At 69.8% G+C, this 24578-nt stretch carries 23 protein-coding genes and 1 pseudogene; 1 reads left to right on the plus strand and 23 read right to left on the minus strand.

All coding sequences use genetic code 11. The features are described 5' to 3' along the window. Window positions 1-186: 186 nt before the first annotated feature. From ACIQMX_RS13635 to ACIQMX_RS13665, 7 genes are all read right to left on the minus strand, one after another. Window positions 187-1917: a relaxase/mobilization nuclease domain-containing protein gene (locus ACIQMX_RS13635; RefSeq protein WP_402477528.1), complete on the minus strand. Its 1731-nt coding sequence runs from the start codon at window positions 1915-1917 to the stop codon at window positions 187-189. Further along, window positions 1914-2540, minus strand: a complete 627-nt coding sequence (locus ACIQMX_RS13640) for a plasmid mobilization protein (RefSeq protein WP_402477530.1) — start codon at window positions 2538-2540, stop codon at window positions 1914-1916. Before ACIQMX_RS13640 ends, ACIQMX_RS13635 begins: the two co-directional genes overlap by 4 nt. Window positions 2541-2851: 311 nt before the next feature. Beyond that, on the minus strand, window positions 2852-3043 hold the full coding sequence (locus tag ACIQMX_RS13645; protein WP_402477533.1) for a hypothetical protein: 192 nt from the start codon (window positions 3041-3043) through the stop codon (window positions 2852-2854). Next, complete coding sequence (locus ACIQMX_RS13650) at window positions 3040-4593, minus strand: hypothetical protein (RefSeq protein WP_402477535.1); 1554 nt, start codon at window positions 4591-4593, stop codon at window positions 3040-3042. The genes ACIQMX_RS13645 and ACIQMX_RS13650 overlap by 4 nt, the downstream gene beginning before the upstream one ends. Further along, the gene (locus ACIQMX_RS13655; protein ID WP_402477538.1) at window positions 4590-5231 is read right to left on the minus strand and encodes a WhiB family transcriptional regulator; all 642 of its coding nucleotides are present in this window, start codon (window positions 5229-5231) and stop codon (window positions 4590-4592) included. The genes ACIQMX_RS13650 and ACIQMX_RS13655 overlap by 4 nt, the downstream gene beginning before the upstream one ends. 159 nt (window positions 5232-5390) lie before the next feature. Then, window positions 5391-6095: a hypothetical protein gene (locus ACIQMX_RS13660; RefSeq protein ID WP_402477541.1), complete on the minus strand. Its 705-nt coding sequence runs from the start codon at window positions 6093-6095 to the stop codon at window positions 5391-5393. Between the two features lie 2 nt (window positions 6096-6097). Beyond that, complete coding sequence (locus tag ACIQMX_RS13665) at window positions 6098-6997, minus strand: helix-turn-helix domain-containing protein (protein ID WP_402477542.1); 900 nt, start codon at window positions 6995-6997, stop codon at window positions 6098-6100. 595 nt (window positions 6998-7592) lie between these two features. Between ACIQMX_RS13665 and ACIQMX_RS13670 the strand changes: the two genes are divergently transcribed. Further along, window positions 7593-8165, plus strand: coding sequence for a helix-turn-helix domain-containing protein (locus tag ACIQMX_RS13670; protein ID WP_402477545.1), 573 nt, complete (start codon window positions 7593-7595; stop codon window positions 8163-8165). A 22-nt stretch (window positions 8166-8187) separates the two neighbouring features. Here ACIQMX_RS13670 and ACIQMX_RS13675 read toward each other — a convergent pair whose 3' ends face one another. The 16 genes and pseudogenes from ACIQMX_RS13675 to ACIQMX_RS13750 all read right to left on the minus strand — a co-directional run bounded on the left by ACIQMX_RS13675 (window position 8188) and on the right by ACIQMX_RS13750 (window position 24551). After that, complete coding sequence (locus tag ACIQMX_RS13675; RefSeq protein WP_402477548.1) at window positions 8188-9426, minus strand: MAB_1171c family putative transporter; 1239 nt, start codon at window positions 9424-9426, stop codon at window positions 8188-8190. Window positions 9427-9433: 7 nt separating this feature from the next. Next, window positions 9434-9799, minus strand: a complete 366-nt coding sequence (locus ACIQMX_RS13680) for a hypothetical protein (RefSeq protein WP_402477550.1) — start codon at window positions 9797-9799, stop codon at window positions 9434-9436. Window positions 9800-10088: 289 nt separating this feature from the next. After that, window positions 10089-10964, minus strand: coding sequence for a hypothetical protein (locus ACIQMX_RS13685; protein ID WP_402477551.1), 876 nt, complete (start codon window positions 10962-10964; stop codon window positions 10089-10091). 661 nt (window positions 10965-11625) lie between these two features. Next, window positions 11626-12474, minus strand: coding sequence for a phytanoyl-CoA dioxygenase family protein (locus tag ACIQMX_RS13690; RefSeq protein WP_402477553.1), 849 nt, complete (start codon window positions 12472-12474; stop codon window positions 11626-11628). Beyond that, window positions 12471-14588 carry a phosphoketolase gene (locus ACIQMX_RS13695; RefSeq protein WP_402477556.1) on the minus strand — a complete coding sequence of 706 codons (2118 nt, stop codon included), beginning with the start codon at window positions 14586-14588 and terminating at the stop codon, window positions 12471-12473. The genes ACIQMX_RS13690 and ACIQMX_RS13695 overlap by 4 nt, the downstream gene beginning before the upstream one ends. Beyond that, window positions 14578-15231 (minus strand): L-threonylcarbamoyladenylate synthase, encoded by a 654-nt coding sequence (locus ACIQMX_RS13700; RefSeq protein ID WP_402477558.1) that lies wholly within the window; start codon window positions 15229-15231, stop codon window positions 14578-14580. The genes ACIQMX_RS13695 and ACIQMX_RS13700 overlap by 11 nt, the downstream gene beginning before the upstream one ends. 14 nt (window positions 15232-15245) lie before the next feature. Next, window positions 15246-16016: a phytanoyl-CoA dioxygenase family protein gene (locus ACIQMX_RS13705; RefSeq protein WP_402477561.1), complete on the minus strand. Its 771-nt coding sequence runs from the start codon at window positions 16014-16016 to the stop codon at window positions 15246-15248. 80 nt (window positions 16017-16096) lie between these two features. Beyond that, a complete protein-coding gene (locus tag ACIQMX_RS13710) occupies window positions 16097-16876 on the minus strand; it encodes a class I SAM-dependent methyltransferase (protein WP_402477564.1) in 780 nt (259 codons plus the stop codon). Next, window positions 16873-17547, minus strand: a complete 675-nt coding sequence (locus ACIQMX_RS13715; protein ID WP_402477567.1) for an HAD family hydrolase — start codon at window positions 17545-17547, stop codon at window positions 16873-16875. The genes ACIQMX_RS13710 and ACIQMX_RS13715 overlap by 4 nt, the downstream gene beginning before the upstream one ends. A gap of 20 nt (window positions 17548-17567) precedes the next feature. Continuing rightward, window positions 17568-17945 (minus strand): hypothetical protein, encoded by a 378-nt coding sequence (locus ACIQMX_RS13720; protein WP_402477569.1) that lies wholly within the window; start codon window positions 17943-17945, stop codon window positions 17568-17570. A gap of 71 nt (window positions 17946-18016) precedes the next feature. Then, window positions 18017-19066 (minus strand): enolase C-terminal domain-like protein, encoded by a 1050-nt coding sequence (locus ACIQMX_RS13725; RefSeq protein ID WP_402477571.1) that lies wholly within the window; start codon window positions 19064-19066, stop codon window positions 18017-18019. Further along, window positions 19053-20171, minus strand: a complete 1119-nt coding sequence (locus ACIQMX_RS13730) for a hypothetical protein (protein ID WP_402477574.1) — start codon at window positions 20169-20171, stop codon at window positions 19053-19055. The genes ACIQMX_RS13725 and ACIQMX_RS13730 overlap by 14 nt, the downstream gene beginning before the upstream one ends. Window positions 20172-20381: 210 nt before the next feature. Further along, a complete protein-coding gene (locus tag ACIQMX_RS13735; RefSeq protein WP_402477577.1) occupies window positions 20382-21002 on the minus strand; it encodes a response regulator transcription factor in 621 nt (206 codons plus the stop codon). Window positions 21003-21207: 205 nt separating this feature from the next. Continuing rightward, on the minus strand, window positions 21208-22401 hold the full coding sequence (locus ACIQMX_RS13740; RefSeq protein WP_402478456.1) for a bifunctional class I SAM-dependent methyltransferase/NUDIX hydrolase: 1194 nt from the start codon (window positions 22399-22401) through the stop codon (window positions 21208-21210). A 63-nt stretch (window positions 22402-22464) separates the two neighbouring features. Beyond that, window positions 22465-23406, minus strand: a pseudogene (locus ACIQMX_RS13745) (NUDIX domain-containing protein); the annotation flags it as partial. Window positions 23407-23465: 59 nt separating this feature from the next. Next, window positions 23466-24551, minus strand: a complete 1086-nt coding sequence (locus tag ACIQMX_RS13750; RefSeq protein ID WP_402477580.1) for an NUDIX hydrolase — start codon at window positions 24549-24551, stop codon at window positions 23466-23468. Window positions 24552-24578 lie beyond the last annotated feature (27 nt).

A 24578-nucleotide genomic window follows, 5' to 3' on the forward strand; every position in this document is an offset into this window, starting at 1 on the left:
TCCCAGCCGAGTTCCAGGATGACCGCTGGCTCGCCGCCCCGTCGCGGGACTAACGAACCAGCAGCCTCTCAAGCCACTTCCGATACACGCCCTAGGTCCACGGCGGTTTCAATTCACAAATTCCACAGCGCCGACTTCCGTATCGCCGAGCTGCCGACGGCGTGGGCCGGTGCCGCACGGCGGGGCTCATCGGGCCATACCCGGTGTCTCCTGCCCGCTGAGACGTCTGCCCGGCGTGGAGGGCCGGGTCGTGGGCCTGCGCGTGGTGATCCGGGCGCCTGCCGTGCCCGTCTCGGGCAGGACGGAGGCGTCGGCGGGCAGGTCGGCCGCCCGCCGCAGCCGCCACACCAGGACATCGCTGACTTGGTCTGCGGTGTCGAGTTCCCGGCGCTCCACGGCGTCGGAGAGGAGGAGGGCTGGGTCGTGGCCGGCGGCTTCGGCTTCGGTGATGGTCGCGGCCAGGGCGTACCAGCCGGGCTCGGCGAGGATCTGCTCGGCCAGGCTCGGCAGGGCCTCGCGCAGTAGTGCGGTCTGTCGCTGGATCGCTGGCCTGCTCAGCCGCCGGCCTCGCGCGTAGAGCGCGCCGAGGGGCTGGGCGGCGGCGGGCTGGTAGGCGGCGCGCAGGTGCTCGGCGGCCCGGGCGGCGGCCTCCGCCTGCTGTGCGTGCCCCTTCCGTGCGTGCCAGTGCGCGGCGACGGTGATCAGGAGGAACAGCATGTCGATCGCCATCGCGGTGCTCGCGCCGTCCTCGCCCCGGCCCAGGGCGTTGCCGCCGTGGACGAGATCGCGGGCCGCCTGACGCAGAGCCTGGTCGTGGCCCCGTACAGCGCGTACGTGGGAACGGGAGGCGCGCTCGAAGGCTGTTGCGGCGTCGCGGAGTTCGCGACGTGTGTGCGCGGCGGACGTCGTTGCCAGGGCGTCCAGGACTTCGCCGGCGGCGGCGATGTGGGCGGCGGCGAGGGCGTCGTCGCCGTGCTCGACGACGAGTACGGCCTGCCACGCCGCCGATGCTGTGGCCCGCCGGGCAGCGGCCGGGGTGCTCGGCCTCGTAACGACCGTGTCGTCCTGGTCGGAGGCCGGGTCGCCGGACCAACGCTCCCGGATGCGGGGGAGCGACAGGTCGGGGGCCAGGCGCGCGCCGGGGTAGAACACCGGCTCGCCGTCCTTGTTGAGGTCGTCGTGCAGCGCGACCTTGTATCCCAGCAGGTCACCGGAGGGAGCGGTGCGCTTGCGGATCAACAGGCCCGCTGCGGCGAGCCGCGCGAAGAACTCCTCGTCGCTCCTCGCGCCCGTCACCGCCCGCCGTACGGTCTCGCGGAGTGTTTCGCGGGCGGTGCGTTCGCGGCCCTGACGTTTGGCCTTGTGCCGTTCGGCGCTTGTGGGCCGCTGTGCGGCGGTGCCGTCACCGGGTGCTACCTGATGGAGGTCGAGTTCCTTCTCGATGAGCCGGGCTTCGGCCTGGGCGCGGGCGCCGGAGCGGTAATCGTCGGGGCGGTGGCCGTCCTCGGTGACGAGGGTGGCGACGATGTGGATGTGGTCATCGGCGTGCCGTACGGCGACCCAGCGGCAGCCGGACTGCCCCTCGCCGGGGTCGATCCCGGTGGCGGCGACGATCCGGCGGGCGATGCCGGCCCACTCCTCGTCGGACAGGATCCGGTCGCCCGGGTCGGCGCGTACGGAGGTGTGCCAGACGTGCTTGGCCGGCCGGGCGTGCCGGGCGAGGGCCATCATCGGCTGATCCAGGAGTTTCGTGAGGTCGGTGAGGGTGGCGTCCGGGTCGCGTCCGGGGTCGGGGGACATACCGTCGAAGGAGGCGACGAGATGGGGGTCGGTGTGGTCCTCGTGCTTGCCGGTGTCGTAGAGGTAGTAGAGGAGACCTCGGGTGTCCGACCCGGAGGGATTGACGCTGGGGATCATGAGTTGTTGCCCTCGATCACGCGCGTGGCGGCGTCGTGGGCGGTGTCGGCGGCGCGCCGTACGGCGGCGATGGCCGCTTCGAGCTGGGGAGCGTCCGCGCCGGAGTTGATTGCCTTGGCTATCTGGTTGAGGTTGCTGCCGGCCCAGCCGAGCCGACGGCGGCTGTCGAACAGGGCGGTGATCACTTCGCGTTCGTCGGCGATCTCGGCGCTTGTGCGGTCGAGGTCGCGGGCGGCGGTGAGCGCGGAACGGGCGAGGAACCCGGCGACGGACAGATGGCACTGGGCGGCGGCGGACTGGATCAGCTTGAACTCATCATCGTTGAAACGTGTGTTGGGCTGATGCAGGCGCTTCTTTTCAGGCGGTTGACGCGGGCGCTGGCGAGCGCGAGGGGTGCGCTGGCGGCGTGCGCGTGACGTGTTCTGCTGCTCCTCCTGCCCCGGCTTCGATCCGCCCCCGGTCGAAGCCTGAAGGACCTGCGCCCCCCGGTGCAGTTCCTCTCCCGCCCCCTCGGGGGCGGGTTCGGTGGAAGCTACGCTTCCGCCCCAACTTGCTCGCCCCGGGACCGAGTTGGGGTCGACGTCGGGCTCCGGGGTGGTGCCGTTCTGGGGTGTGTTCGTCATCTGGGTTCGGACCTCGTGGAGCGGGTGCGGTTCTGAATGGTTTCGGCCAGCGCGACGAGGTCGGCCGGCCCCGAGAGGGCGCGGACGGCCTCGTGGGGTCGGGCTTGGACGAGCCACTGGCCGGTCGGCGTGAGAACTGCAGCGTGCAGCAGCCGTCGGCGGACCAGGACATCTGCCCAGGCGCTGGCCTCGGCGGCGGTGGGCTCGGATGAGCGAGGGATCACGACGTGGCTCCCGGAGGGGTGGCGGTGGCCCGGCACGGAGCCGGGCCACCCATACGGATTGAGGAGATGAGCTGCGCTGTTGCCGGGTCAGCCGCACTCGGGGCAGCGCCCGATGTGGCTGTTGAGCGCCCGGGCCATCCGCTGCTTCGTCGAGGCTGCCTGTTTTGCGCTGGACTTCGCCGCCGGCCTGCCCTCGTACCGCTTGGAGTGAGCGAGCATGTAGCCGATCTCCCGCTCGTACTCCCCGCGGACGGTGTCGAACTTGCGGCAGGTGTTCATCGGGCGGTGCTCCTTGCTGTTGTGGTGTCGTCGTTCCGCAGCTCCTGGAGGACGAGGGTGATTCGGTCGTTCCGGCAGCCCGTCAGGCCCTCGCGGCGGATGATCTCCCGCAGCTGGACCCGAGTGACGGACTCGTTGCCATCCCGTGCGAGCAGGCCGGGGACGTGGGGACGGACCGTCCGGACGAGCTGGAGCTCCGGCAGGTCCAGCTCTCGTGGCTGTCGCTGCGTCTGAGGGGCACGGGACCGACCGCGCTTCCCCTTGTTCTTCGGCCGGGGCTTCGTGGTTGGCTTCCGACGGAGAGGGGACTTGTGTCCCCGGTCCCCGGTGGGTTCGGTCCCCGTGTCGGTGGTGGTCGGTCCCCAGTACGAATCAGGGCCTTGAGCAGGCACTTCCTGCATGGGGTGGTCGGTTCCCATACCTGCGGTGTCCTCCTGTGTCCCCTCCGGCTTGGCGGGACCGGTCCCCGGGACCGCGCCGGTTTTTGGGGTCTTGGTCCCCACGCTGGTCCCCGCGTTCTCGTCCTCGGTCCCCGGGTGTTCTGGCGCCTTCAAGGTCTCGACTTCGGGGACCGGCCCTTTCACGTTGCTCGGTCCGCGGGCCCCGTTCGGCTCGTCGAAACCGTGGGGACCGTCCACGGGGACCGATGTAGTCGACGTCGGATGCGGGGGGACGGTGGCTGCCGATGTGGTGCTGGGCTCCGGGGACCAGGGAGAGGGCAGCGGGATGGTGGCAAGCTTGAGTGCGTGCCGTCGTGCGGCGAGCTGGTCGAGCAGCTGTGTGCGCTGCAGCGGGTCGGTGCCGACCGAAGCCCTTCCGACCGCTTTCGATAGGCGCCGGGTAAGCCGCCGCCCACGTCGGCTTTGCTGCTGCTGGGGTGTGCGCTCGGCGAGCCTGGCGGCGAGGGTGACCGCGCGGGAGGTGGCTCGGTCCCGTGTGATCTGCGCGGCGTCGCGGTCTCGCGCGGCGATGCCAAGGCGGGATAGAAGCCTTTCCCGGGTCTCTCGGCCCAGGAGGGCGATGAGCCCGTGGGAGGCGGCACCAGGGGTATGCAGGCGCAGCTCGATACCCATGGCGAGGTGCCACAGCATCGCTGCCATGATCGGTCCGACGAAGGCGCGGACGGTGCCGCCGACGGGGCCGCTCTCGGCGTAGGCGGGGATTACCTGCACGCCGGTGATCACCCAGACCAGCGTGCCCGGCAGGCCGGGGGCTCCCTGGGTGGCCAGGTTCTGCCGGGCCATCAGCGCGGTGGCGAAGAGCGCCAGCTCGGCTGCGGCGAACATGCCGGCTCGCTCGGTGGTGCCGGCCATATCGAGGTAGTCGGCGGCGAAGCGCCAGCTGGTGTCGGCGCTGTAGGCGGTGCAGCCGAGGGCGGCGAGGGCTGCGACCTTGACCGCCGGACCGCCGAGACTCTTCTGTGGGCGGCCTCCCCGGCGTCGGACCGTCCAGGCTGTCAGTACGAGAACCAGGGCGGCGGCAGGTACAACGGCGGTGAGGAGGAGAGGGAGGTCCGGAGCGACACCGAGGGCCAGAACGGTGAGGGTCATGCGGCCTTTCCGAGAGGGGCGGGCGCCGCAGTCGACGCTGCCGGGCGGTGTACGGGCTGATCGCTGCCGGGCCTGGCGGGCGCGGGGCCGCCTGCTTCCGGGGCGGTCTTCTTCCGCTTCTTCTTGGGCCGTGGCACGCCGTAGGTTCGGTCACGGTCGAGGACCTTGTTGGCGGACTGCCGGAGCAGGTCACGGGCATGCTTGCGGCTGATCTGCAGCGGGGCGGCGAGGCGGTACGGACTCCAGCCGCGGACGTAGGCGTGGTCGATGACGACCTGCCGCTCGGCCTCGGTGAGATGGACGTCGCGTCCCTGGAAGAAGGCCATCACTCTTCGGTAGTCGAGGCGTTGAGCCAGACCGTCGTGCAGGGGACGCCGCTCGGCCTCGGTGAGGCCGCCCCAGACGCCCTCCTTGAGGACGTTCTCCAGGGCGAAGTCGAGGCAGTCACCTCGTACGGGGCACCAGCCGCACAGCTCCTTCGCCTCTGCGATGTCTTCGTGGTCCCGGGGGCCGGGGAAGAACACCGCGTCGGCATCCTCGATGTCCATGCCGTGGCACGCACCGCGGGTGTGCCAGTTGGTGTCTCCGATGCCGCGCAGGCCGGTGGGTGGCGCGTCGTGGGTGGTGATGTGGCGCAAGGGGATCTCCGATGTGCTGCCGCGTCGGACGCGCGGGCCGTCGGGGCGGACGCGGCGTTGGGTGCCGGCTGCGGCGCCAGAGCGTGCGCCGCAGCCGGGGCGGGACGGTGGTGTGAGTAGCGGTGCACCGGACAGCGGTGTTCCGGTCTTGCGCGCAGGTCAGGCCACGGCGGGCTGCTGGACCTGCTCGGCCTGCTGGGTGGTGGCGAGTTCGAGGCGGCTGGGATGAGCTGCGCACGGGGCGATGCCACGGGCACCGCCGTCGGGACCGATCCTCCGGCGGCGGCACGGCTCACCGGGCTGGGCCAGGCACCACCCGCACGGGACGCTCAGGGCGTCGGCCTTGCCCTGCGCGACGGCTGCCTCGCGTGCCGCTCGGGCGGGCCGGTAAGGCGCGAGGGCGGATCGGGTGGCGGGAGGTATGCAGGAGCCGATCTCCCGCAGCCTCGCTTTCAGCCGTGGATTGACCCCGTCGCGACCGGTGGTGATCGCTCGGGCCTGGGCGGGCTGTGCGGTGCCGGTGGCGACGGCGTGCCGGGTGCCGACCAGCTCGGCGGTCCAGGCGGCCTGGTCGTCCGGATCGGCGGACGGCGTCGGGTCGGAGTGGCGTGCCAGGCGGTCGCGCCGGTAGCTCTCCCACGGTCGGGCGATATCCGCCGGGAGGATCGGGTACGGCGAGGTGCGGATGTGCTGGCGGGCGGCGACCAGCGCGTCCCAGCCGTGCGGGGTGGTCGGCGGCACGTCGCCGAGCAGCGCGTGCCACTGGGCTAGCTGGTCTCCTGTTTCGCCCTGGTCGGTGCGGATGGTGCGGGGATCGAGACGGCCGATGCAGGCCAACAGGGCGGCGATTTCCCGGCGGTCCATGGTCAGCCCTCCGTTCCGGTCGGCTCGTCGAGGGCGGCGAGAAGCGCGGCGGCGTGGGCCTCGGCCCGCGTCATCCCGCCAGGTGCGGTGCTGCCCTTGCCGCCGGGTACGGCGTGGAGGTTCGGGCGGCCCGGGGCGTGCTCTCGGGCGATCCAGGATCTCCAGTCGGCAGCCCAAACGTCCGCCGGCCTCGGCTTGGAGTCGGCGCGGTAGGCGCGCCACTTCGCGTCGGCGATCTGGAGGCCCTGCTCGCCGAGGCGGTCGAGGTGTCCCTGCTGACGGAGCCATGCGTGGGTTGCTGAGTCGACCTGCCACTCGGCAGCGGAGGTGACGGCAGCACCACTACTGCTGTACCTCCGGTTCAAATCAGGTTCACTACGGTTCTGTGTGCCGGTGGCCGGTACATCGCTGTGCCGGTGGCCGGTACGTCGGGGTGCCGGTTTCCGTCTGGACCTGCCGGTTTCCGGTGCTGCCGGTTTCCGGCCCCTCGCGGGGGATTTCGGCACCTCGCGAGGGCGAATTCCGTACCGCCGGAGAGCCGAGAGGCGGAGCTTCGCCGGAGCGTCGGGCTTGTCGGACACCGCGGCGTCGCTGTCGTCCTCGTGCTGCTCTTGCCGGGCCTGTATGACGGCCTCTGCGGCGAGGGGCAGGCGGTAGACCGTGCTGCGCTGCGGTCCTACGAGGTCGTCGAGCATTTCCAGCTCGCCGGCGAGGATCAGGCGCTCGACGGCTTCGCGCACCGTGGAGACCGAGGCAAGGGTGCGCTTGGCCAGGCTGGACAGCGAGGCCCAGGAGATGCACTGGTCGTCGGAAACTCGGTCGGCGATGGACAGCAGCACCAGGCGTGCGGCTCCCCGGCTGGAGCTGTGTTCCCAGACCCAGTCGCGTGCTTGGCCGCTCATCGGCTGCTCCTGGCTGCCGGGCGGAGCGTGTGTGCGGTGCCGCTCAGGCGGACAGCGGATGGTTTTGGGCGGACTGTATCCGGCGAGCCGGGCCTTTTGCGCAGGGCAGAGCGCATGCGACAATCCCCTCTGGTGTTGCCACGTTGAGACGCCCCATGCAAGGGATCAACGTGGTGATGGTGGGCAACCTCCGCCCTTGCCGGGGCGGACTTGCCGTTGGCAGCGGGCGCCCGAGAGGTGCAAACTCTCGGGCGCCATTGCTGTGGGTGGTGGCCTTTTCGTGGTTCCCTCGTGTGTGTCACGTTCTGCTGAGGGCGGTCAGGCGGACGACGAAGAACATACGTAGAGCGTGCGTTGCAAGTCCAGGATTGGTTCTACAACGTTGTAGTAGTTGTGCCGCCCCCGCGCGTCACATCCTGCGCGCAGGGGGGCGTGGAGAGATGGTGCGGATAGCGGAGGGGTGGCCTCCACAGCTTCCTGGCGAGACGTTACGTGATGTACCGTCTGGTGGCAAGGAGCAATCGGATGCCGATCATCCTGCTGACCAGCACCTTCGGGAGACTTTGTGCCACCACGTCGCTTCTCCGGTGCAGAGATGCGAACCGCCCGCCGGAACGCCGACCTGACACAGCAAGACGTGGCTGCGGGTTTGGGGCTCACGGCTCACGTCGCCGTCGCGCGATGGGAGAAGGGGCAGCGCTTTCCGCCGGCCGAGAAGCTGGTCCGGATCGCCGACATCCTCGGCGTGCCCGTCGACATTCTCTTTCCGCGCGAAGGCCCCTGCGACCTCGTCGACCTGCGTTGTGATGCGGGTTACGCCCAGGGTGCCGCCGCCGATGCCGTCGAGGGGCTTACCCGACATGCTCTGGGGGATGCGGAAGGGGGACGAAGGCGCCTGACGGATCCCAGCATCCTCGAAGCGCTCTCGGCGCTCTACGGACTAGGCCCCGGAGAGCTGGAGGCAGCCCAAGACCAAACCTTCGGCATGTTCGACCCGGCAGCTGCGCCGCCGCGACCACACCCGCTCGCAGACATCGAGCGCCAGACGCTGTCCGAACTCCAGCGTCTCGCAGATCACCGTGGTGTCGCTCTCGTTTCGCCGAGGGGCGGGCTGTCGGCGGCGATGCTCGCCGTGCTCAATGATCTGGTGTCCGGTCAGGAGACCTGACCGGACACCAGGTCCATTTGCTCTACAGGGTCGCTGCCACGGCTGCCGACGTGAAATCTGCTTCTGCCCCGGGGCGACCGGCCCGGTCGTGGAGGGCGCGTACGGCATTCGGCGTCACTTGGGCGTAGGCGTCGGTGACGAGGGTCAGCCAGTACGCCTCGGCTCGAGTGTCGGACAGGGGCTTGGCCGGCAGTGCCCGCGCGGAGCTGACTGCGGCCCGGCCGGTCCTCGCGTTGTCCAGGGCGGTGGCGATCCAGTGCGCCTCGGTCGCCGGCTCGGGGTCGAGGTCGTTCTCGGTCAGCCGCTGGGCGCAGGGCAGGAGCTGCGGCGTGGCGAAGTGGCGCAGCTTCTCGATTCCATCCGCGATCTCGTGGACCCGCTGGTCGAGGCGCAGGCTCAGCGGGCCCCAGACTCGGAGGGTCTCCCGACGCCGCGCTCCGGCCGACCGCAGGATGAGGTGAGGGAACTGCTGCGTGAGATCCGCCCACAGCGGATAGAGCTTCCGATGCATGCGCCATGCGGTCCACCGGTCGGTGAGCACGACCGTGCAGGGGATCGCGGCTCCGGCAGCCCACAGAAACGCCACGGTGAGAGTCACGCTGTCCGCGACCGTGCGCATGGTGACGTCGCTGGCGCTTGTTGGCGCCCAAACCGTGATGATGCGTACCGCAGGGTAGACGGCATAGATCAGCATGGCTGCCGACATGAGCATCAATCCGAGGCGCAACGACCGGTACTCCGCTCGACGGCCGGCCCGCCACCACTGGAAGCAGGCCACACCTGAACCGGCTGCAAGGTAGGTGTACGCGATTGTCAGGAAGAGCCCGGCGCCCCACTGGCCGGCGTGATCCGTGGTGAAGTCGACGCTCGGCTCGGACCGGTCCACCACCGAGAAGAAGAGGACTGCGAGGAGCCCCAGCCACGTGATCGCGAGGCGGTGGGCTGTGCGGCTGACCCATGTGCTCACCGAGACGTGCCGGGACGGCCCCGCTTCGCCGTAGACCCCGATGATGTACTTCAGCCCGGCCAAGATCGCGGCCAAGGAGAAGGTGTACTTCAGCAAGGCGGAAACGTCGGTGACGGCGGAACTGTCGAGAGCCTCTTTCACGGGAGGAACTCGGCACCACAAGGCAGCTGCGAAACCCGCGCAGCACATCCACAGGTGCCGGTGCAGCACGTCAGGGGTCCAGAGAGACGGCAGCCTCCATGCCGTCGTCGCCGTCATCACGACCGGTACAACCCAGAGCAGTACGGAGAGCATGCTGTTGTCACATCCCCCGGTGGGTACGGTGTCGACCGAGGGGGCGCGACAGTGTGGCTTCCAGGCGACTGATCAGGTTCGTCCCCGAGGTCGGCGCCCCTATCCGGGCCGCCAGCAAGTACGCGCACATCGCGGCCTCCCGCTCCGTAGCCCGGGCATACCGGAATTCCTCGTGTACCAACTGTCGTGCAGGCACTCCCGCGCCAACACGCTGCTGCACCGAATCGGTCAACGTGACTGGCACCGAATCGCCAGCCAGATCGTGGCCGAGCCATTCGTGTGCCAGTTCATGCAGGATGAGATGCTCGGTCTGGTGTGGCGTCGGCCTGGGGTGATAGAGGATATGTGTCGTCTTGTCCAGAGTTGCCCGCATGCCGCATGTGTCATGTAGGGACTGGGCACCCTCTATGCGAATCAGCTGAATGCTTCGCCCCTGCGATTCCTCAACCGCGGCTACTAGTTCAGGAATGCTGCTGACGTGCCCTGGAAGTCCGGCAAGGCGATTTTCGGACTGTCTAAGCAGTCGTCGCATTTCGCTCCGCAACCTCATCATCACTCTCATTCAGCAGATGCTCGTGAAGTGACGATAAGGCATGCCTTGATGTAATGAATGCAAGGGGTGGCCGAGGTTCCGCTTCGTCTGATTTGACCCCATGGAAAGGCTACTGAGGTGACCCGGGGGCAATGCCGACGCCCGGGACGTCCAGCTTGCCGTATTCGGGGGTACCGGCAGAAGCGCGGATCAAGCGGAGGCTGCCCGGAGTGTCCACCCCGCGGGCCTTGAGCTCATTCACGACTAGTTGCGCCGCGGCCGCAGAACCGTCCCGAGTGCGGTCGAAATACGCCTCCCAGTACGAGAGCACCGGAAGGAATGACTGCCACCCGCGAGCCTTCATGGCGGTCCGGTGAGGGTGATCTCGGTCTGTGTCATCCCTGCTGTCGGCGAATACTGCGACGCCGTCACCGGAGTTCTCCAGGCCGTCGCCCGGGTCCACCATGAGAACCAGATTGCCATCGCCATGGTCAATGGTGAATCCTGCGGCCGAGTTACCGAGCAACAGCTCCAAACTTTGACACCAGTCGCGCAGGAGTGCTTCGAGGGCTACTTCGAGCTCCGTCCAGTCCTGCGCGAGCGGGGTGACCGGTGCGGGGCTGAACTCCCCGGAGGGCTGAAAGCGCCAAAGGTAGGGGAGTACTTCATCCGTGAGGGAGCCGCGCCTTGCCAGGGCTAGGAATCGCGCCCTCTCGGCCTCCTCAAGGGTGTGGGTCTGGCACGCGGACAGCCGGACCCCGTGGCCTTCTCCCGTATCAAGGGTCACCGTGTGAGAGCCGGTGTGCCACCGCACGATGGGGCCCACCCCGCCACAGTATTGCGACGGCTGGCCGAGCTGCGTGATGAGGTCCTTGATCATTCGCTGCATGGCAAGCGGTCCCGACGCCGAGTAGTACGCGGAGTATCCGTCGCGCCGCGAGGGACGGAGCGTAAGGCGCTTGGCCAAATCCATGATCGCGAACTCGGCTGAGAGGACTGCATTCATGTGGCAACCATGCCGTATCGAAAGCCGCAGGTGAATGGGGTGTGACGTATCACGCATTCGCTTCGCTCGTTGCGAGACCTGACTCTCACGAAAAACTATGCATTGCGCTGAGTGGGCGCCGTGCGGCGAAAAATGGGTGCTTTCGGTACATTCGGGTAGGTGGGTGTGGTGTAGGTGATTGCCTGCTGGTCATCAACTTTCAATGCCGTCGCTAGTGGACCCGACGTCGATCTTCCGCTGCACTGAATGATGTCGTGTTTGATGGCGAGTCATGATTAACCGTCTGAAGTGCGGCCCAATGTGATGTGCGGTCACGGGATCCGCGCATACGCAAGTTGGGGTCATCAGATGCGGCTAGGCGGTAGGGTGCATGGAGGTAATTGAGCCTCAGTGTAGCTACGTTGAGGTTTTGTCTGCCGCGAATTTGCGGCAACTGGAGCCAGCGCTCCCCGTGTTCTGTGCGCGACGGCTGGCGATCCTGCGCCAGGGGGCCTCTTGGGCCCGGCTGCTGCCGAAGTGCAAGGTCGATCTGTAGGCGTGATGCGCTGTAATGCCCCTCCGGGCGACGGCCGGAGCCATGACGGTTCCTCAAGAACCACCCGCCGGAGGTCCGCCCGCAGTTCGAGGAAGTAGCCGCCATGGATCCGCGAGCGCGGCAGCATCACCGGACGGAAGTCGCTGGACCGGTCTTCCACCACGAGCGGATGGGGGCAGCTCCGCTGCCTTTGGCGAGGGATCCGTCCGGATGGCGGTCGGGCAGGCCCAGGAGCTGCTGTTCGATCGCGGTGAGAGCAGAGTCATTCCGGAGGTCGGTGGCAGGGTCGTCGATGGGGTGGAGCCAGCGGTATCCGTACTGGAGCATCAGGGCGATGCGTGGATGGCCGGAGAGGTTGATGCCTCCGGTATGCCAGGTTCGGTTCTCGAAGAGGACTGTGTCGGTGGAGGTGATGTCGGGGGTGACGGCGCCGGGCGGGTCGATGGTGCCGGCGGGGACGACAGGTTCTTCGGTGAGGCGATGGCTGCCGGGGAGGAACATGGTCAGCCCGCAGTTGGGGGTGAGGGGGGTGAGGTAGTGGGCTGCCTTGATTGCCATGCGGGGGGTGTGGGGGAAGCCGAGGTCGGCGGTGACGCCGTACATGTCGCGGTGCCATCCGTGGCGCTCGGGGACGCGGATGGTGCGCGGCGGACCGCTGGGCAGGGCGATGAGGTGGGCCGACAACAGGTGGATGTTCGGGCTGAGGAGCTGGACGACGGTGGGTAGGACGGCCACGTTGGCGAGGAGCGGGAGGAAGGCGCGGTCGAGGTTGAGGCATCCGCGGAATCCATCCTTCCCGTCGCCACCTTGGTCGCGGCCCTGGGTGATGTCGCTGGCCAGTAGCCGCTCGGCGGCGGTCAGGAGCCGGTCGCGCAGTTCCGGGGTGATCGCGTCGCGGACGATCGCGTACCCATCGCGTTCGAAGGTGTCGAGGGTGCCGGCGTCGGGGGCCCCGGGCGGTTGCAGGGTGCTCATGCCGGTATCTCCTTCGGGAGGTCGGTGAGGGTGGTGGCCAGCTGCCACAGGCTGGGTTCGTCGAGGCCGCAGAACTGTCGGAGGTGTTCCTGGGAGACGGGGCGGCCGGGGTCGCGGTAGCCGTGGACGGTGAGTCGAGGGCCGGGGTGGCGGCGTCCGAGGAGGGCGTGGATGTCGGCGGGGTGTCCGCTGGTGGCCAGCATGATTGGTGCCCGGGTGCCGAAGTGGCGGGCGAATGCGTCCGTGGCGAGGGCGAGAGGGTGGGCACCGTCTTCGGCGAGGGCGGTGAGGTCGTGGACGTGTACGTATCGCAGGCGCAGGCTGGGACGTTCGGCGCGCAGTCGCCGGGCGAGGTTGGTCAGGGCCTCGGCGGGGAGGTCACCGGCGGAGGCGAGGATCAGGTCGGGCTCGCCGGGGCCGGGATGGGTCAGGTGGGGCCAGATTGCGATGCCTTGCCGCAGTTCCTCGTCGAGGGTCTCCAGTGGGTGGTGGACGGCCGTGTGCTTGTCGGCGACGACGATCGTGCACCGGTCGAGCTTGCGCAGGGCGAAGGTGAGGGCGGCGGCGGCGCGCCCGGGGTCGGCGGGGGTGAGGACGTGAAGCGTGGGGTCGCCGTTGGCCAGAAGTGCCGTAGTCAGACTGGGGTTTTGGTGGGTGAACGTGTTGTGCCAGCCCAGGCTGGTCAGCAGGTAGACCAGGCTGGGCAGCGGGGCGAGCCCGGCGTGCCGGCGCACGGACCGGTGCTTGAGCTGCTGCTGGATGAGGCTGAGGGTGATCGGCGCGAACGCCTCGTAGGTGGCGACGAGGGCGTGCCGGCCGGTCTCCGTGTAGCCCTGGGCCCAGGCGTGGCACAGCTCCTCGCTGAGAACTTCCACCGCCCACGGCACCGGGCATCCGTGCTCGTCGGTGAGGTCAAGGCGGTTGGAGGTCAGCTCGTCGGGACTGAACACGCGGAACGGTCCCTGCTCGGCCCGGGTCCGCAGGACCTCGGGGACCACCTGCGCGAACGGGCGCCCGACGGCGTGGGCGGCGACCTGGGCGGCGGCGGCGACGCAGCCGCGCGGTGCTGGCAGGCAGTCGCGATCCGGCCGCGGCGGCGGGAGCGCGGGCAGCAGATGCGGTCGGGGCCGGCCGTTGGAGGTGAGGAGTTGGGCGGGCTGGTAGGAGGCCAGCCAGTCGGCGAGCGCGTCGAACTCGGCGGGTACATCTGCTGGGTTACGCAGCGGCGTCTTGTGGACCGCCGGGGTGCCGACGAGGCAGGCGGGGGCGCCATGCCCCTTGTCCAGGGTGAGGACCAGGACACTGGAGGGCCCCGGAATGCCCAGGGGCTGGGCGGCGCCGAGTGCTTCGGCTACCGCCTGGCGGAGCTGGCCGATGTCGAGCCCGTCGCTGTAGACGGGCCGGTGGCCAAGGCCGGTGAAATAGGCGGTGAGTTCGGCGCGGTCCAGGGTGGACAGCACGCTCGGCCCGCCCATGCGCAGCCCGTTGAGCAGGATGACGGGCAGGACGGTGCCGTGGTTGCCCGTACCGCGCAGCGCGCGGGCGGCGAGCCACGAGGCGGCGGTCGTCCCGGTCTCGCATTCTCCGTCGCCGATCAGGACCACCGACAGCCGGTGGGGTGCGTCGAGGACGGTGCCCTGTCCGATCGCGAGCGCGGGCCCGAGTTGGCCTCCGGTGTGCAGGTGGCCGGGGATCAGCGGGGTGATCTCCCCGCCGATGGCGGGCAGGGGGAAACCCGTGACGAGTTCGCGCAGCCCGGCCGCGTTCTGGCGCAGGTGAGGATGGGCATGGCCGAGTCGGCCGGTGAGGTAGGCATGGGCGAGGGCGGAGGGCCCGGCGTGCCCGGCGCCGTGCAGGACGTGCAGCTCGTAACCGTCGGGGACGGCCACCTGGAGCGGGCCCAGAGCGGCAAGCATCCGGTTGACAGGCGGGCACACTCCCCAGTGGCCAGCCGGTCGCGTCGTGACATCGCCCGGAGTCAGGGCCCGGGCCAGGAGCGGGTTGTCGCGCAGGTAGAGCTGGGCGAGACAGAGGTAGTCGAGCGCGTCGATGACGGCGGCCACCGAAGCGTCGGGCACCAGACGGTTCGTCCGGCGGGCGAGTTCAGCCCACATGCGGTCCTCCTGCCGGGGCGAGAGCGGCTTCGACAGCGCGGGAGTGGACGGTGCCCTCCCGTTCCAAGCGCGCGGCGACGCCCGCTGGACAGTCGACGATGGTCATGTGCCGGCCGTGCGGGCAGATCCCGCCGTCGACGACCGCGGCGATACCGGCCCCCGTCATCCGGTCGAATGCGGTGACCTGGGCGGCGGTGAGAGCCGGGTGGTCCCTCTCGCCGGCGACGGGGGTGGAGATGCTGCACACGGCGGCGGCGAGCGGTTCGCCGGCCAGGGCGACGAGGCGGCCCAGGGTTCCGTCGGGGCATCCGGCGAGCGCCGGGGAGCCGACCGCCGCGATGCTCTTCGTGTCCGGCTTCCACGGAAGGCGCAGCGCGAGGTCTCCCGGCCACAGGGCCGCGGCCAGCAGGCGGGCGTCGCCGCTCAGGTCGAACAGGTCCTCGGCCGTGGCCGGGGAGTCGAGCAGGAGCAGCAGCGGCTTGGTGCTCGGGCGCTGCTTGGCGCGGAAGACCGCGTCCGTGGCGGCCGGGTCGGCGGCGCTGGCACAGAGCATGTACCAGCGGGGGGTGGGCACGGCGACTACCTGTCCGGCGGCCAGGAGTCGGGCGCCTGCGGGGAGCTGGTCGGGGGTGAGGACGTCCACGGTGCTCCGCCTTCTCACGTGGTGCCGGGGTGGGCGAGGTCGGCGAGTGCCTGGTACTCCAGCCACGGGTCCGACAGGGCGGCCAGGGCGAGGTCGTTGTGCTGGGCGTGGTGGATACGGAAGTACGCCATCACCCTCGGGGCGCTGCTGGTGTTGATGCCGACCCGGTGCGGGACGAGGTGGTGCATCACGATCACGTCGCCGGGCTCGGCGGTGAAGGCGGTGCCGTTCTGGGCGTCGATGTCGGCGGGGGTCTGGGCCGGCTGTCCCAGGGCCCAGTCCGTGGCGAAGTAGTCGGCCATCCGGTGGTGCCCGCCGGGCACGTAGTGCAGAGCACCGGCGTCTGCGGCGCCGCTGCCGTCCAGGACGACGCCGACGATGAACGTGAACGTTCGCAGGTCGCGGGGTTCCAGGTGGGGGCAGGAGACGCCGTCGACGTGCATCCGCTTGACCGGTTGCTGCGTGCTGTGGGGCAGCCGGATCTGGATCTGCGCCCGGGTGACCGGGGTGGCCCTCGCAGGCCGCAGGAGATCTCCGGCCAGCTCCGCCAGGCCGCTGTGGTGGTAGACGGCGAGGAGGTCGGGGTGCCCCTCCAGCTCGGGGGCGAAGCTGCGTTCGGTGTAGGCGGTGAGCCGCGCGGGGTCGTATGCCTCGGCTAACCAGTCGTTGACGAGGTCGCGGGCCCGGGACAGGACTTCGCCGTGGATCAGACCACGGCGTATGAGGACGCCGTCGTCGAGGAACCGGCGCCGCTCGTCGTAGCTCCACGTCAGAGGTCGGGGCATCGTGGTTCTCCTTCAGGAGGGGGTCGGGAAACCGAGCCGGGGCGGGGAGGGGGCCGCCCCGGCGAAGAGGGAGGAGCGGGTTAGCCGCGCTGGCCGAGGACGACCTGGAAGGAGGCGTGCTCGATCAGCCCGCCCGCGGCAGTGTGCTCGTCGAGCAGAGCTCGGGCACGGCGCTCGAAGTCCTCGACTCGCTCGCCGAACAGCGGCCGGGCGGCGAAGGAAGTTGAGTACAGGTAGCCGATCACGGTGTCGGTGGTCCACTCTCGCTCGACGGCGATGGTGTGCTCTTCGACCTGGCCGAAGGCCGACTCGGCGAGGATCTCGCTGTAGGGCCGGTCGTGCGCCTCGTACTTCCTGCCCACTCCGGCTCGCCGCTTCTCGCCCAGGTACTCCTGGATCAGGGCCCGCAGGGAGTCGGTCCACTCGGTGCGTGCGGTCCACAGGCTGCCGTCGCCCATGACCGCGACGGTCGCGTCCGGCGCGGTCATGCCCTCCAGACGCGACAGCACCATGCCCTGGTCCATCCAGTGGAACGCGCGGCAGACCGTGACCAGGTCGGCCAGTGGGGAGGAGGGCAGCGTGAATTGCTCGGCCGAGGCGTTGTGCAGGCGGACGGTGACCGGCAGCCCGGCAAGCGCCTTGTCTGCCTCGGCGAGCATGCCCGCGTCCTGCTCGACGACGTCGATCTCCGTCACCGTCCCGGCCAGGGCGAGGGGGACCTGGCCGGTGCCGGACCCGAGGTCGAGCAGGACCCGTTGGTCCTTGCCGGCCACCCGCCGCGCGAGCAGCTCGACGGCATCCTTCGGGATGCCGGGCCGGTAGGCGGCGTAGAACGGGGCGGTGGTGTCGAACTGGCTCACGGGGTGGTTCTCCTGATCGTGCGGGGTGACGGAAGGACGGTTCGCTCGATGTGCCGGACCGCGCGGGCGAGGTCCGGTACGACCGTGACCCGCCCGGGGTGCTCGGCCAGCAGCCGGAGGGCTTCGGCCGACGGCGGGTGCGGGGTGATCCACAGAGCTTGGGCTCCGGCGGCAAGGGCGCCGCGCACGTCGTAGTCGAGGCTGTCGCCGACGTGCAGTACCTCTGCGGGATCCCGGCTGTGCAGCCTGGCAACAGTCTGCACAGCGCGTGGGTCGGGCTTGGAGAACCCGAGCTGCCACGAGGGGTGGTGGGCCCGGAGGTGGGGGGCGAGAAGGGCGGCGACGTCGGTCTGCCGCTCGTCCCAGTGGCTCACGTTCGAGAGGGTGACCACCGGCACGACCCGGGCGATCCGCGCCACCGCCACCACCGCGCCGGGCCACAGAGCGAAGTGAGGTGGGCGGTGGTTGTGGGGGAAGGCAGACGGTGCGATCCCCAGAGCGGCGCACACCGTCTGCGGCCCCGCCGCATCACGGCGGGGATCCAGGGCGTGCAGGATCCCCTGGGCGACCCGCTTCGCCTCACGGGCCGGGAGCGGGGACAGCTCCACCAGGCGCTGCGTCAGTGTCGTCCCCGACGGTTCGCCCAGGGTGTATCCGACGTCGAGGCTCACCAGCCGCACCCCGCCCGCGTTCACGACGGACCAGCCAGAGCCGCGATGATCATGCCGATTCGCTCGGTACGTACAGGGCCGGGGACTGCTTCGCTAAGGAAGGTCAGCAGGTGCCGGGCTTCGGCCGATGACCAGCCGCTGGTGTCGATGCCGGCCTCGGCAGCAGCACGGGCGAGGTCGTCGGGGATCGTCGGCGGGCGGGCGCCGTGGGGAATCAGCAAGGTGCCGCCCCACTCGTCCCCGTCCTGCGACTGGGGCAGGACAGATACGAGGGGTGCCAGGACGGTGACGTCGTCGAACGTAAGGATCCGGACAGGGAGATCGGGCAGGCGCACCGGCCGGTCGAGGCGAAGAGTTGTCGACAGAAACGTGTCGTGTCCGCTCAGCCGCTCGTCCACGACGAGCAGGACGGCTCCCTCGCGCCGCTCCAGCCGTCCGCGGACCACTAACTCCCCTGTGTGCCTGGGCATTACCAGCGCACCTCCATCCCGAGACCGGGCCGGTCGGGAAGAGCCACATGCCCGCCCTCCGGCCGGAGCGTGCCGCGCAGCGTCCGCTGCCGGCGTGGCTCCCACACCACCTGGTACTCCACCGCGCCGGCCGCGTGAGGGAAGGCTGCGGCCAGGTGCACGGCGGGCAGGAACGCCCGCCCGTGCAGATGGACGGGCACCCCGGCAACGTGAGCGACGCCCACCCAGTCCCGTGCTTCGGTGATGCCGCCGCACCACACCGCGTCGAACGTGAACGCCTCTGGTCGGCAGCGCCTCAGCAGGACTGCTACCTCCTCCAGGCAGGAAAGCCGCTCGCCCACCGCGACCGGTAGACCTTTCGTCTGCCGGCGCAGAAGCGTGTAAGCGTCCAGATCGGTCCGTGGGAGCGGGTCCTCCACCCAGCGCACGGCCTCCGGGTTGAGTCGTCGTGCAACCTCCCGGGACCGTGTGGGGCCCCAAGTGCCCAGGGCGTCCACCGCCACGTTCTGCCCCGCCCACTCCGCAGCCCGTTCGGCCAGCAGTACCAATTGGTCGGCTTCTGCCTCGCGCAGCGCCCACTTGGTGAAGGCGAACCCCTGGCCCGCGGTGGCCTTGACCGACTCGATGGCCGAATCCGCGTTCAGGTCCAGGGAGAGCCAGGAGGCGTACACCGGCACCTGCCGTGCGGGACGGTCGCTGAGCAGGGCCGCGACGGGGAGGCCGGCGAGGTGCCCGTGCAGATCCCATACCGCGCAATCCAGCGCCCCGACCGCCCAGCGTCCGAGTCCCGCCGCGTGCGGACCGAGTTCGGCCAGGAGTCTGCGCAGCAGACCATCGTGGTCGACCACCGGGTGGTGCAGAGCGCTCTGCCCGAGCCGGGTGGCTACCAAGGCGGCGGGCAGCTCGTCAACCGGAGCGAACACTCCGGCCAGCCCGCCGGACTCGACCACCACCGCGAACTGGCTGTCACCGGCCTCCCACGGGCCCGCCACGTTCTCGTCGAGGCGCTCGACCCTCACCCGGTCGATGACCGAGTCAGCGACGCCCATCGACGAGGCCCTCTCCCGCGTAGGTGAAATACCACAGCGGCCGGTAGCATTCCCAGGACACCGGCCGCAGCCCAGTCTTCGCCATGGCCCGCTCGATCACCGTACGTGCCTGCAGGTAGTACTCCAGGCTTTCCGCGCCCGGCGTCCGCATCCCCTGCATGATCACCGTGTGTGCCTGGAAGACCTGGACGTTCGGGAACGCAGTGACCTCGCCCGCCAGCCCGTTCACCCCGCGCATGAGGTCCTCCATCGGGTCCAGGCCGACGATGTACGTGTACGAGGTGTCCAGCCCTGCCCTCCGCGCCCGCGCCAGCAGGCCCGGCATCTGCGACGGTCGAAGATCAGCTTTAGTCGCTTTCATCAGGGCCTCGCGCCGGGTGAAATGCTCGGCCGTCAGCCTGAGCACGAACGGCGAGACCTGCGACGCGATGGTCTCGAACGCCTCGTCGGTGCGCAGCACGGAGGTGAGGAAGCCGATCCGTGCCGTGACACCGGCCCGCTCCAGAGCGGGGCGTAAGGCGGTCAAGTGCGCGACGGCGGCCCCCTCGCGCTCGAAGCAACCGGTGGAGACGGTGACCTCCTCCAACTCGGCCAGGTTGCGGCGGGGGTGCTGCTCGCCGAGGGCCCGCAGCAGAGCGTCGAGCCCCTGGTCCTCCTGCATCCTCGGATCGGCGGCGGCCTCCAGGGTGTTCGGGCACCAGCCGCAGCCGACGCACCGGCTGCGGGCATTGGGGTTGAGGGTCGCGGCACGCCCCTCGTTACGGAAGTAGCCTCCGACCGCCTCGTCGGCGTCGATGCGCTCGACGTGCGCGATCACCTCGCCGTTCAGCGACAGCTCGTCGCCCCGGAGCCGGAACGGGCTGGCCGGCTGGTTCAGCGGAACGATGATCTGCCAGGCAACATCGGGGCGGCGCACGAGGCGGAGGCTGACCCTGGCCCGGTGACGGTCCTGGTCCGAAGTGATCCCGTACAGGTTGACGGCGATCAGCAGCACGTCCTCGACGGGGACGTTGTGGCGCAGGGCGGTCTGCTCCAGGTCATGCAACCGCCCGGTGCCGACGGCGCCGTCCGAAGATATGGGCCGGCGCGTGGAGAGATGCGGCATGGAGGACTCCAACTTGATCTTGAGTGGTGTGTGTTGCTAGGGGAGCGCGGCACATACGTTGTGACGCGGCGATCACCGGTGTCGGCCGTTGTGCTGATGCAGCGCCTACTCCGTCGGGGAGTTGACCGAGCGGATTTCATGCCCAGTTGCCGACGCTCTCCTCCGGCTGCGTGGCCGGTCTGGGCTGGCCGGCCTGCAAGCTGAAGGTGGTCAGATATGTCCTTCGCGCATGGCGTATGCCACCGCGTGGGCTCGGTTGCGCAGCTGAAGGCGGGTGGTGATTCCTTGGATGATGTTCTTGATCGTGCGTTCGGACCAACCCAGCCTCGTTGCGATTTCTGCAGTTTCGAGGCCGTCGGCAACGAGCCGCAGCACATCTATCTCTCGCTCCTGGAGTCCCGCGAAGGCGAGTCCTCGCTGTGCTGGCACGGTGTCCTGTACGCGGCCGACTGTGGCGAGGAGGTTGGCGAGGAGCGTCGGGGGCAGGTGCGCTCCCTGGTTTGCGACCACGTTGATCACGCTCTCCAGGTGGTCGGGCGTCGCCTGCTCGCGCAGGATGACGCCGACGGCTCCGGCTGCGAGGGCGGGCCGCAGAGCCTGCTCGGTGATCGAACCGATAACGAGGATGCTCTGGGCGCGGGTGGTCCGCTGAATGCGGCGCAGGACGCTCAAGCGCTCCTCGTCGACGGTCTCTGCGACGACGAGGGCAACTCGAAGGGGCGGCCCATCCGGTTCGTGGTTGAACGAGGTGATCTTGACCGAGGTACTCTGCGTCAGCTGCCCGACGATGCCGGCGTAGGAGATCGGATCTCGACCGGCGTCGACGGCCACCAGAATGCGTTCCCTGAGAGGGCTATGCGTCCTCATGGGAGTCTCCGGTCGACGAGGCACTGGGTGGTCTGGCGAGTCGGCGCCTGGTCGAATGTGCGTCCCCGGCCGAGGCCCAACTGATCACGGTCACTGCCGTGATCTGATTCGGTGACCACGAAGGCCGAGCAGAGGAGCCCTGCCATCCGGTGACTGCGACAACTCGTTGTCATAGCAGGCCGTCCACCGGTTTCGAGGGCTGTGAGCCGTGGGCGAAGGGCGTGAAATGCGCGGGTGTGTGGTCGATGTTCAGGTCGGGGCGCCAGGCGGTGAGGATCTGAGCGCTGCACACGAACAGGCCGTCCGGGAGCTGATCGAGGGGGTACCACGCCCATTCGCCGATACTTTCGTTCGGCTGCGTGGCCGGTTGGCCCTGCCAGACGTGCACGAGCGCCCCGACGGTGACCCGTAGGACTCCTTCGACATGGTCGAGGAGCGTGCCCAGGAGCTGCACGTCTTCGGAACGCGCGGTCAGACCGGTTTCCTCGCCGAGTTCCCGGACCGCCGCAGCTTCGAAGGACTCTCCGGTCTCGACAGTTCCGCCGGGAAGCTCGATGGTGCCGCGATGATGACGGCCCAGCAGCAATCCCTGCTCGCTCACGATGATCGCTCCGACGCCTACGGCCGCGTGCGCGACCGGCGGTCGGGGGCGGCTGGAAACCCGTACCGGACGGGCGGGCAGGCGGCGGGCGCGGATGAGCTGCTGGATGACTGACGCGTTCTCGTCAGGGTGCTTCAGCACGTCGATGGCCTCGACGCGGAAGCCGTATTCGGTGAGCAGGTCCTCCCACAGATGCGGTGCCAGAACCCACATCTGTGTCGGCAGTGGCGGGTCGTCGCGCAGGAGGATCATCTGCTCGCGCGGAGCCACCTCCGTGGATGGACCGCGGCCGTGGAGGTCGGTGTGCAGGAGCGAGAGGATCAGCGGGGCGCCCGGACGCAGGCCGTCGCGCAGAGCCGGCAGCGAGCGGTGTGGGTCGATGAAGGCGAGCGTCCCGATCGCGTACGCGGCGTGGAACGGCTCAGCTCCGGCCAGGTAGTCGGCCACGTCTCCCTGGACGAACTCCATGCCGTCAAGGTCCGTATGCGTGGAGACGGCGCGCTCGTGCTGGGTCGGGGACAGCTCGATCCCAGTGACGCGGGCCCCGTGAGCCCGGGCGAGATGGACGGCGTGGTGGCCCGCGCCGGATCCGATGTCCAGGACCCGGCGGCCCGCGATGTCACCGAGGACTTCTGCTCCTGGTCCGACCCCTTCCCAGGACGTCCAGGAGAGCTGGTCGGGGACAGGGGGAGTGTAGGCGCGGGCCAATTGGCTCCGGCCGTAGGTCTGCCAGGCCGCGGTGTTGGTCTCCTCGGCAGGCACGGGCAGCCCTTCTGCGGGGGTGCCGGCCGGACTGCTGGCGGCGTGACGCCGTACGAGGTCGCTGGTGGTGGGTGCGATGCGTAGGCGGTGGAGATCGGCGGGGGAGAACCAGGCCAGCATCACTCCTTCCGTCAGTCGCAGTTCGCGGGGGTCACCGTTCCAGCGGCCGGCGTAGATCGCGATGGGCACGGTCGTACCGGCGGCGTCGGTGGCGTACTCGGTGCCGAACGGGGTCAGGTCGGGGATGTCGAGGCCGGCTTCCTCGGCCAGTTCGCGCCGTACGGTCTGTTCCAGGGTGGTGTCCTGGGGCTCTCGGCCGCCGCCCAGCAGGGACCACATGCCCGGCTCCCAGATCTTGCCGGGGAGGTAGTCGCGCAGATGGAGCAGGTACTCGCCGCGGTCGTTGTGGATCAGGGCGGAGGCGTTGGAGGCCCCTGGCTCGACAGTGGGCGTCAGCTTCATGAGCTTCTCGCGCAGGGAGGGGGAGGCCACCCGGTCCAGGGGCCGCCACTCGATGCCGCCGACCTCCTCTTCCTGCAGCACCACGGGCACCTCTGCCGCGGTGCGTACGCGGAAGAGGAAGCGGACGTCGAAGTGCTGGTGGCCAGGTTCGCCTTTGCCTGGGCGAGCGTCGATGTCGTGGATATCGACGTCGAACGGCACGGTCTCGTAGCCGGGCCACGGTGCCACGGCGTCGGGCGGAATCCCTGTCTCCTCGTGCAGCTCCCGCAGGGCCACCCCTGCCAGGGACTCATCCTTGGGCTCGGCGTGTCCGCCGGGAGCGAGAACCTTCCCGCTCCCCAGGTGCAGCACGTGCAGGACGCGGCCGAGGTGGTCGACGACGATGGCGCCGCAGGTGACGTGTCCGGAGAAAGTGGAGCGGCAGGCGATGTCGGCCTCCCGGTCGAGGGCTTCCAGGAAGCCTCCGAGCTGTGGCCGCTCGTGAGGGTGGTGAGCGAGGTAGGTCTCGACGGCGGTGCGGATGTGGTCGTGTGACAACGGCATGGGCAGCTACCTCAGAGGTGCGTGGAGCAGGACGAGACGAGACGGGGTGGTCGTTCCGGTCAGCTCAGCCGCACCCCCTCCGCAGGGATCTCCTCGATGGCGGCGGCGCGAGCGGTGGGCAGCCCCCACCGCTCCCGTGCTGTCTCCACGGCGAGCTGTGCTTGCCGCGCTCCGGGCGGCCCCCAGCCCAGCAGGGCAGCTGCCTGGGCTGGGGCGGCGAGCAGTCGGGCGAAGGGGCGGCCGGTGGCGGGGTCGACGGCCGCCGGCCCGATGTTGGTGATCCGGGCGGCAAGGCGGAGCCGGGCGTTGGGGCCCACTCCGCCGTATACCTCGCCGGTCTTGTCCAGCACCCAGCCCAGTCGCACCGGATCGGCCAGGGTGAGTTGGCCTTCCTCGGCCGCTTCGCGGTGAAGGGTGTTCTCGGGTGTCGTGTCGGCGCTCTCCACGGTGCCGCCGGGCAGCATCGGCAGGGCCCCCCGCGGGCCGGGATCGGCCACGACGACGACCCGGCCATCGGGGATGAAGCACCAAGCCCAGGCTTGTTGCACGGGTAGATGCGTCGGGACGGGGCCGCGGTTGAGGGGGCTGTCCCACATAGGGCGGTAGCGGACGTGGACGTCGAGGCGGTCCAGCGCCGGGATGCCGAGGACGTGCCGGCCGTCGGCGAGGTGGGCGGTGGCGGTGTCCCCGAGCCGAGCACGGTAGGCGGCGAGCATGATCTTCCCGTCCACGGGCCGCAGCCGCTGTACCGCGTCCCGGGTCTCCAGGAAGGCGTACTCGGACAGCTCCTCGCGCGGCAGGCGGATCGTCTTCACCTGGTCGGGAGTGAGGCTTCCCCCGTCGAAGACGAACCGGACCTCTCCGGGGCCGCTCGGACCGGGCTGGACGTTGTGGTGGTGCGAGGAGAGGGAATGGACGGCGAGCACTCTGGCCAGGGGCAGGTCCGCCAGTCCCAGTTCTTCGGTGAGCTCGCGCCGGCAGGTGACGTGCGGGTGTTCGCCGGGCTCGACGACTCCGCCGGGCAGCAGCCACGTGTCGTCCTTGCGGTAGGTCGGGCGGACCAGCAGGACCCGGCCGACCTCGTCGGTGATGATCGCGGCGGCGCCGAGCCACACCGCGTGCCGGGAAGCGGCGAACTGCGTCACGGACGGGTCGGTACCCGTCGCGACGTG

The sequence above is a fragment of the Streptomyces sp. NPDC091416 genome (assembly GCF_044756845.1).
In the GTDB taxonomy this organism is placed as follows: Bacteria; Actinomycetota; Actinomycetes; order Streptomycetales; family Streptomycetaceae; genus Streptomyces.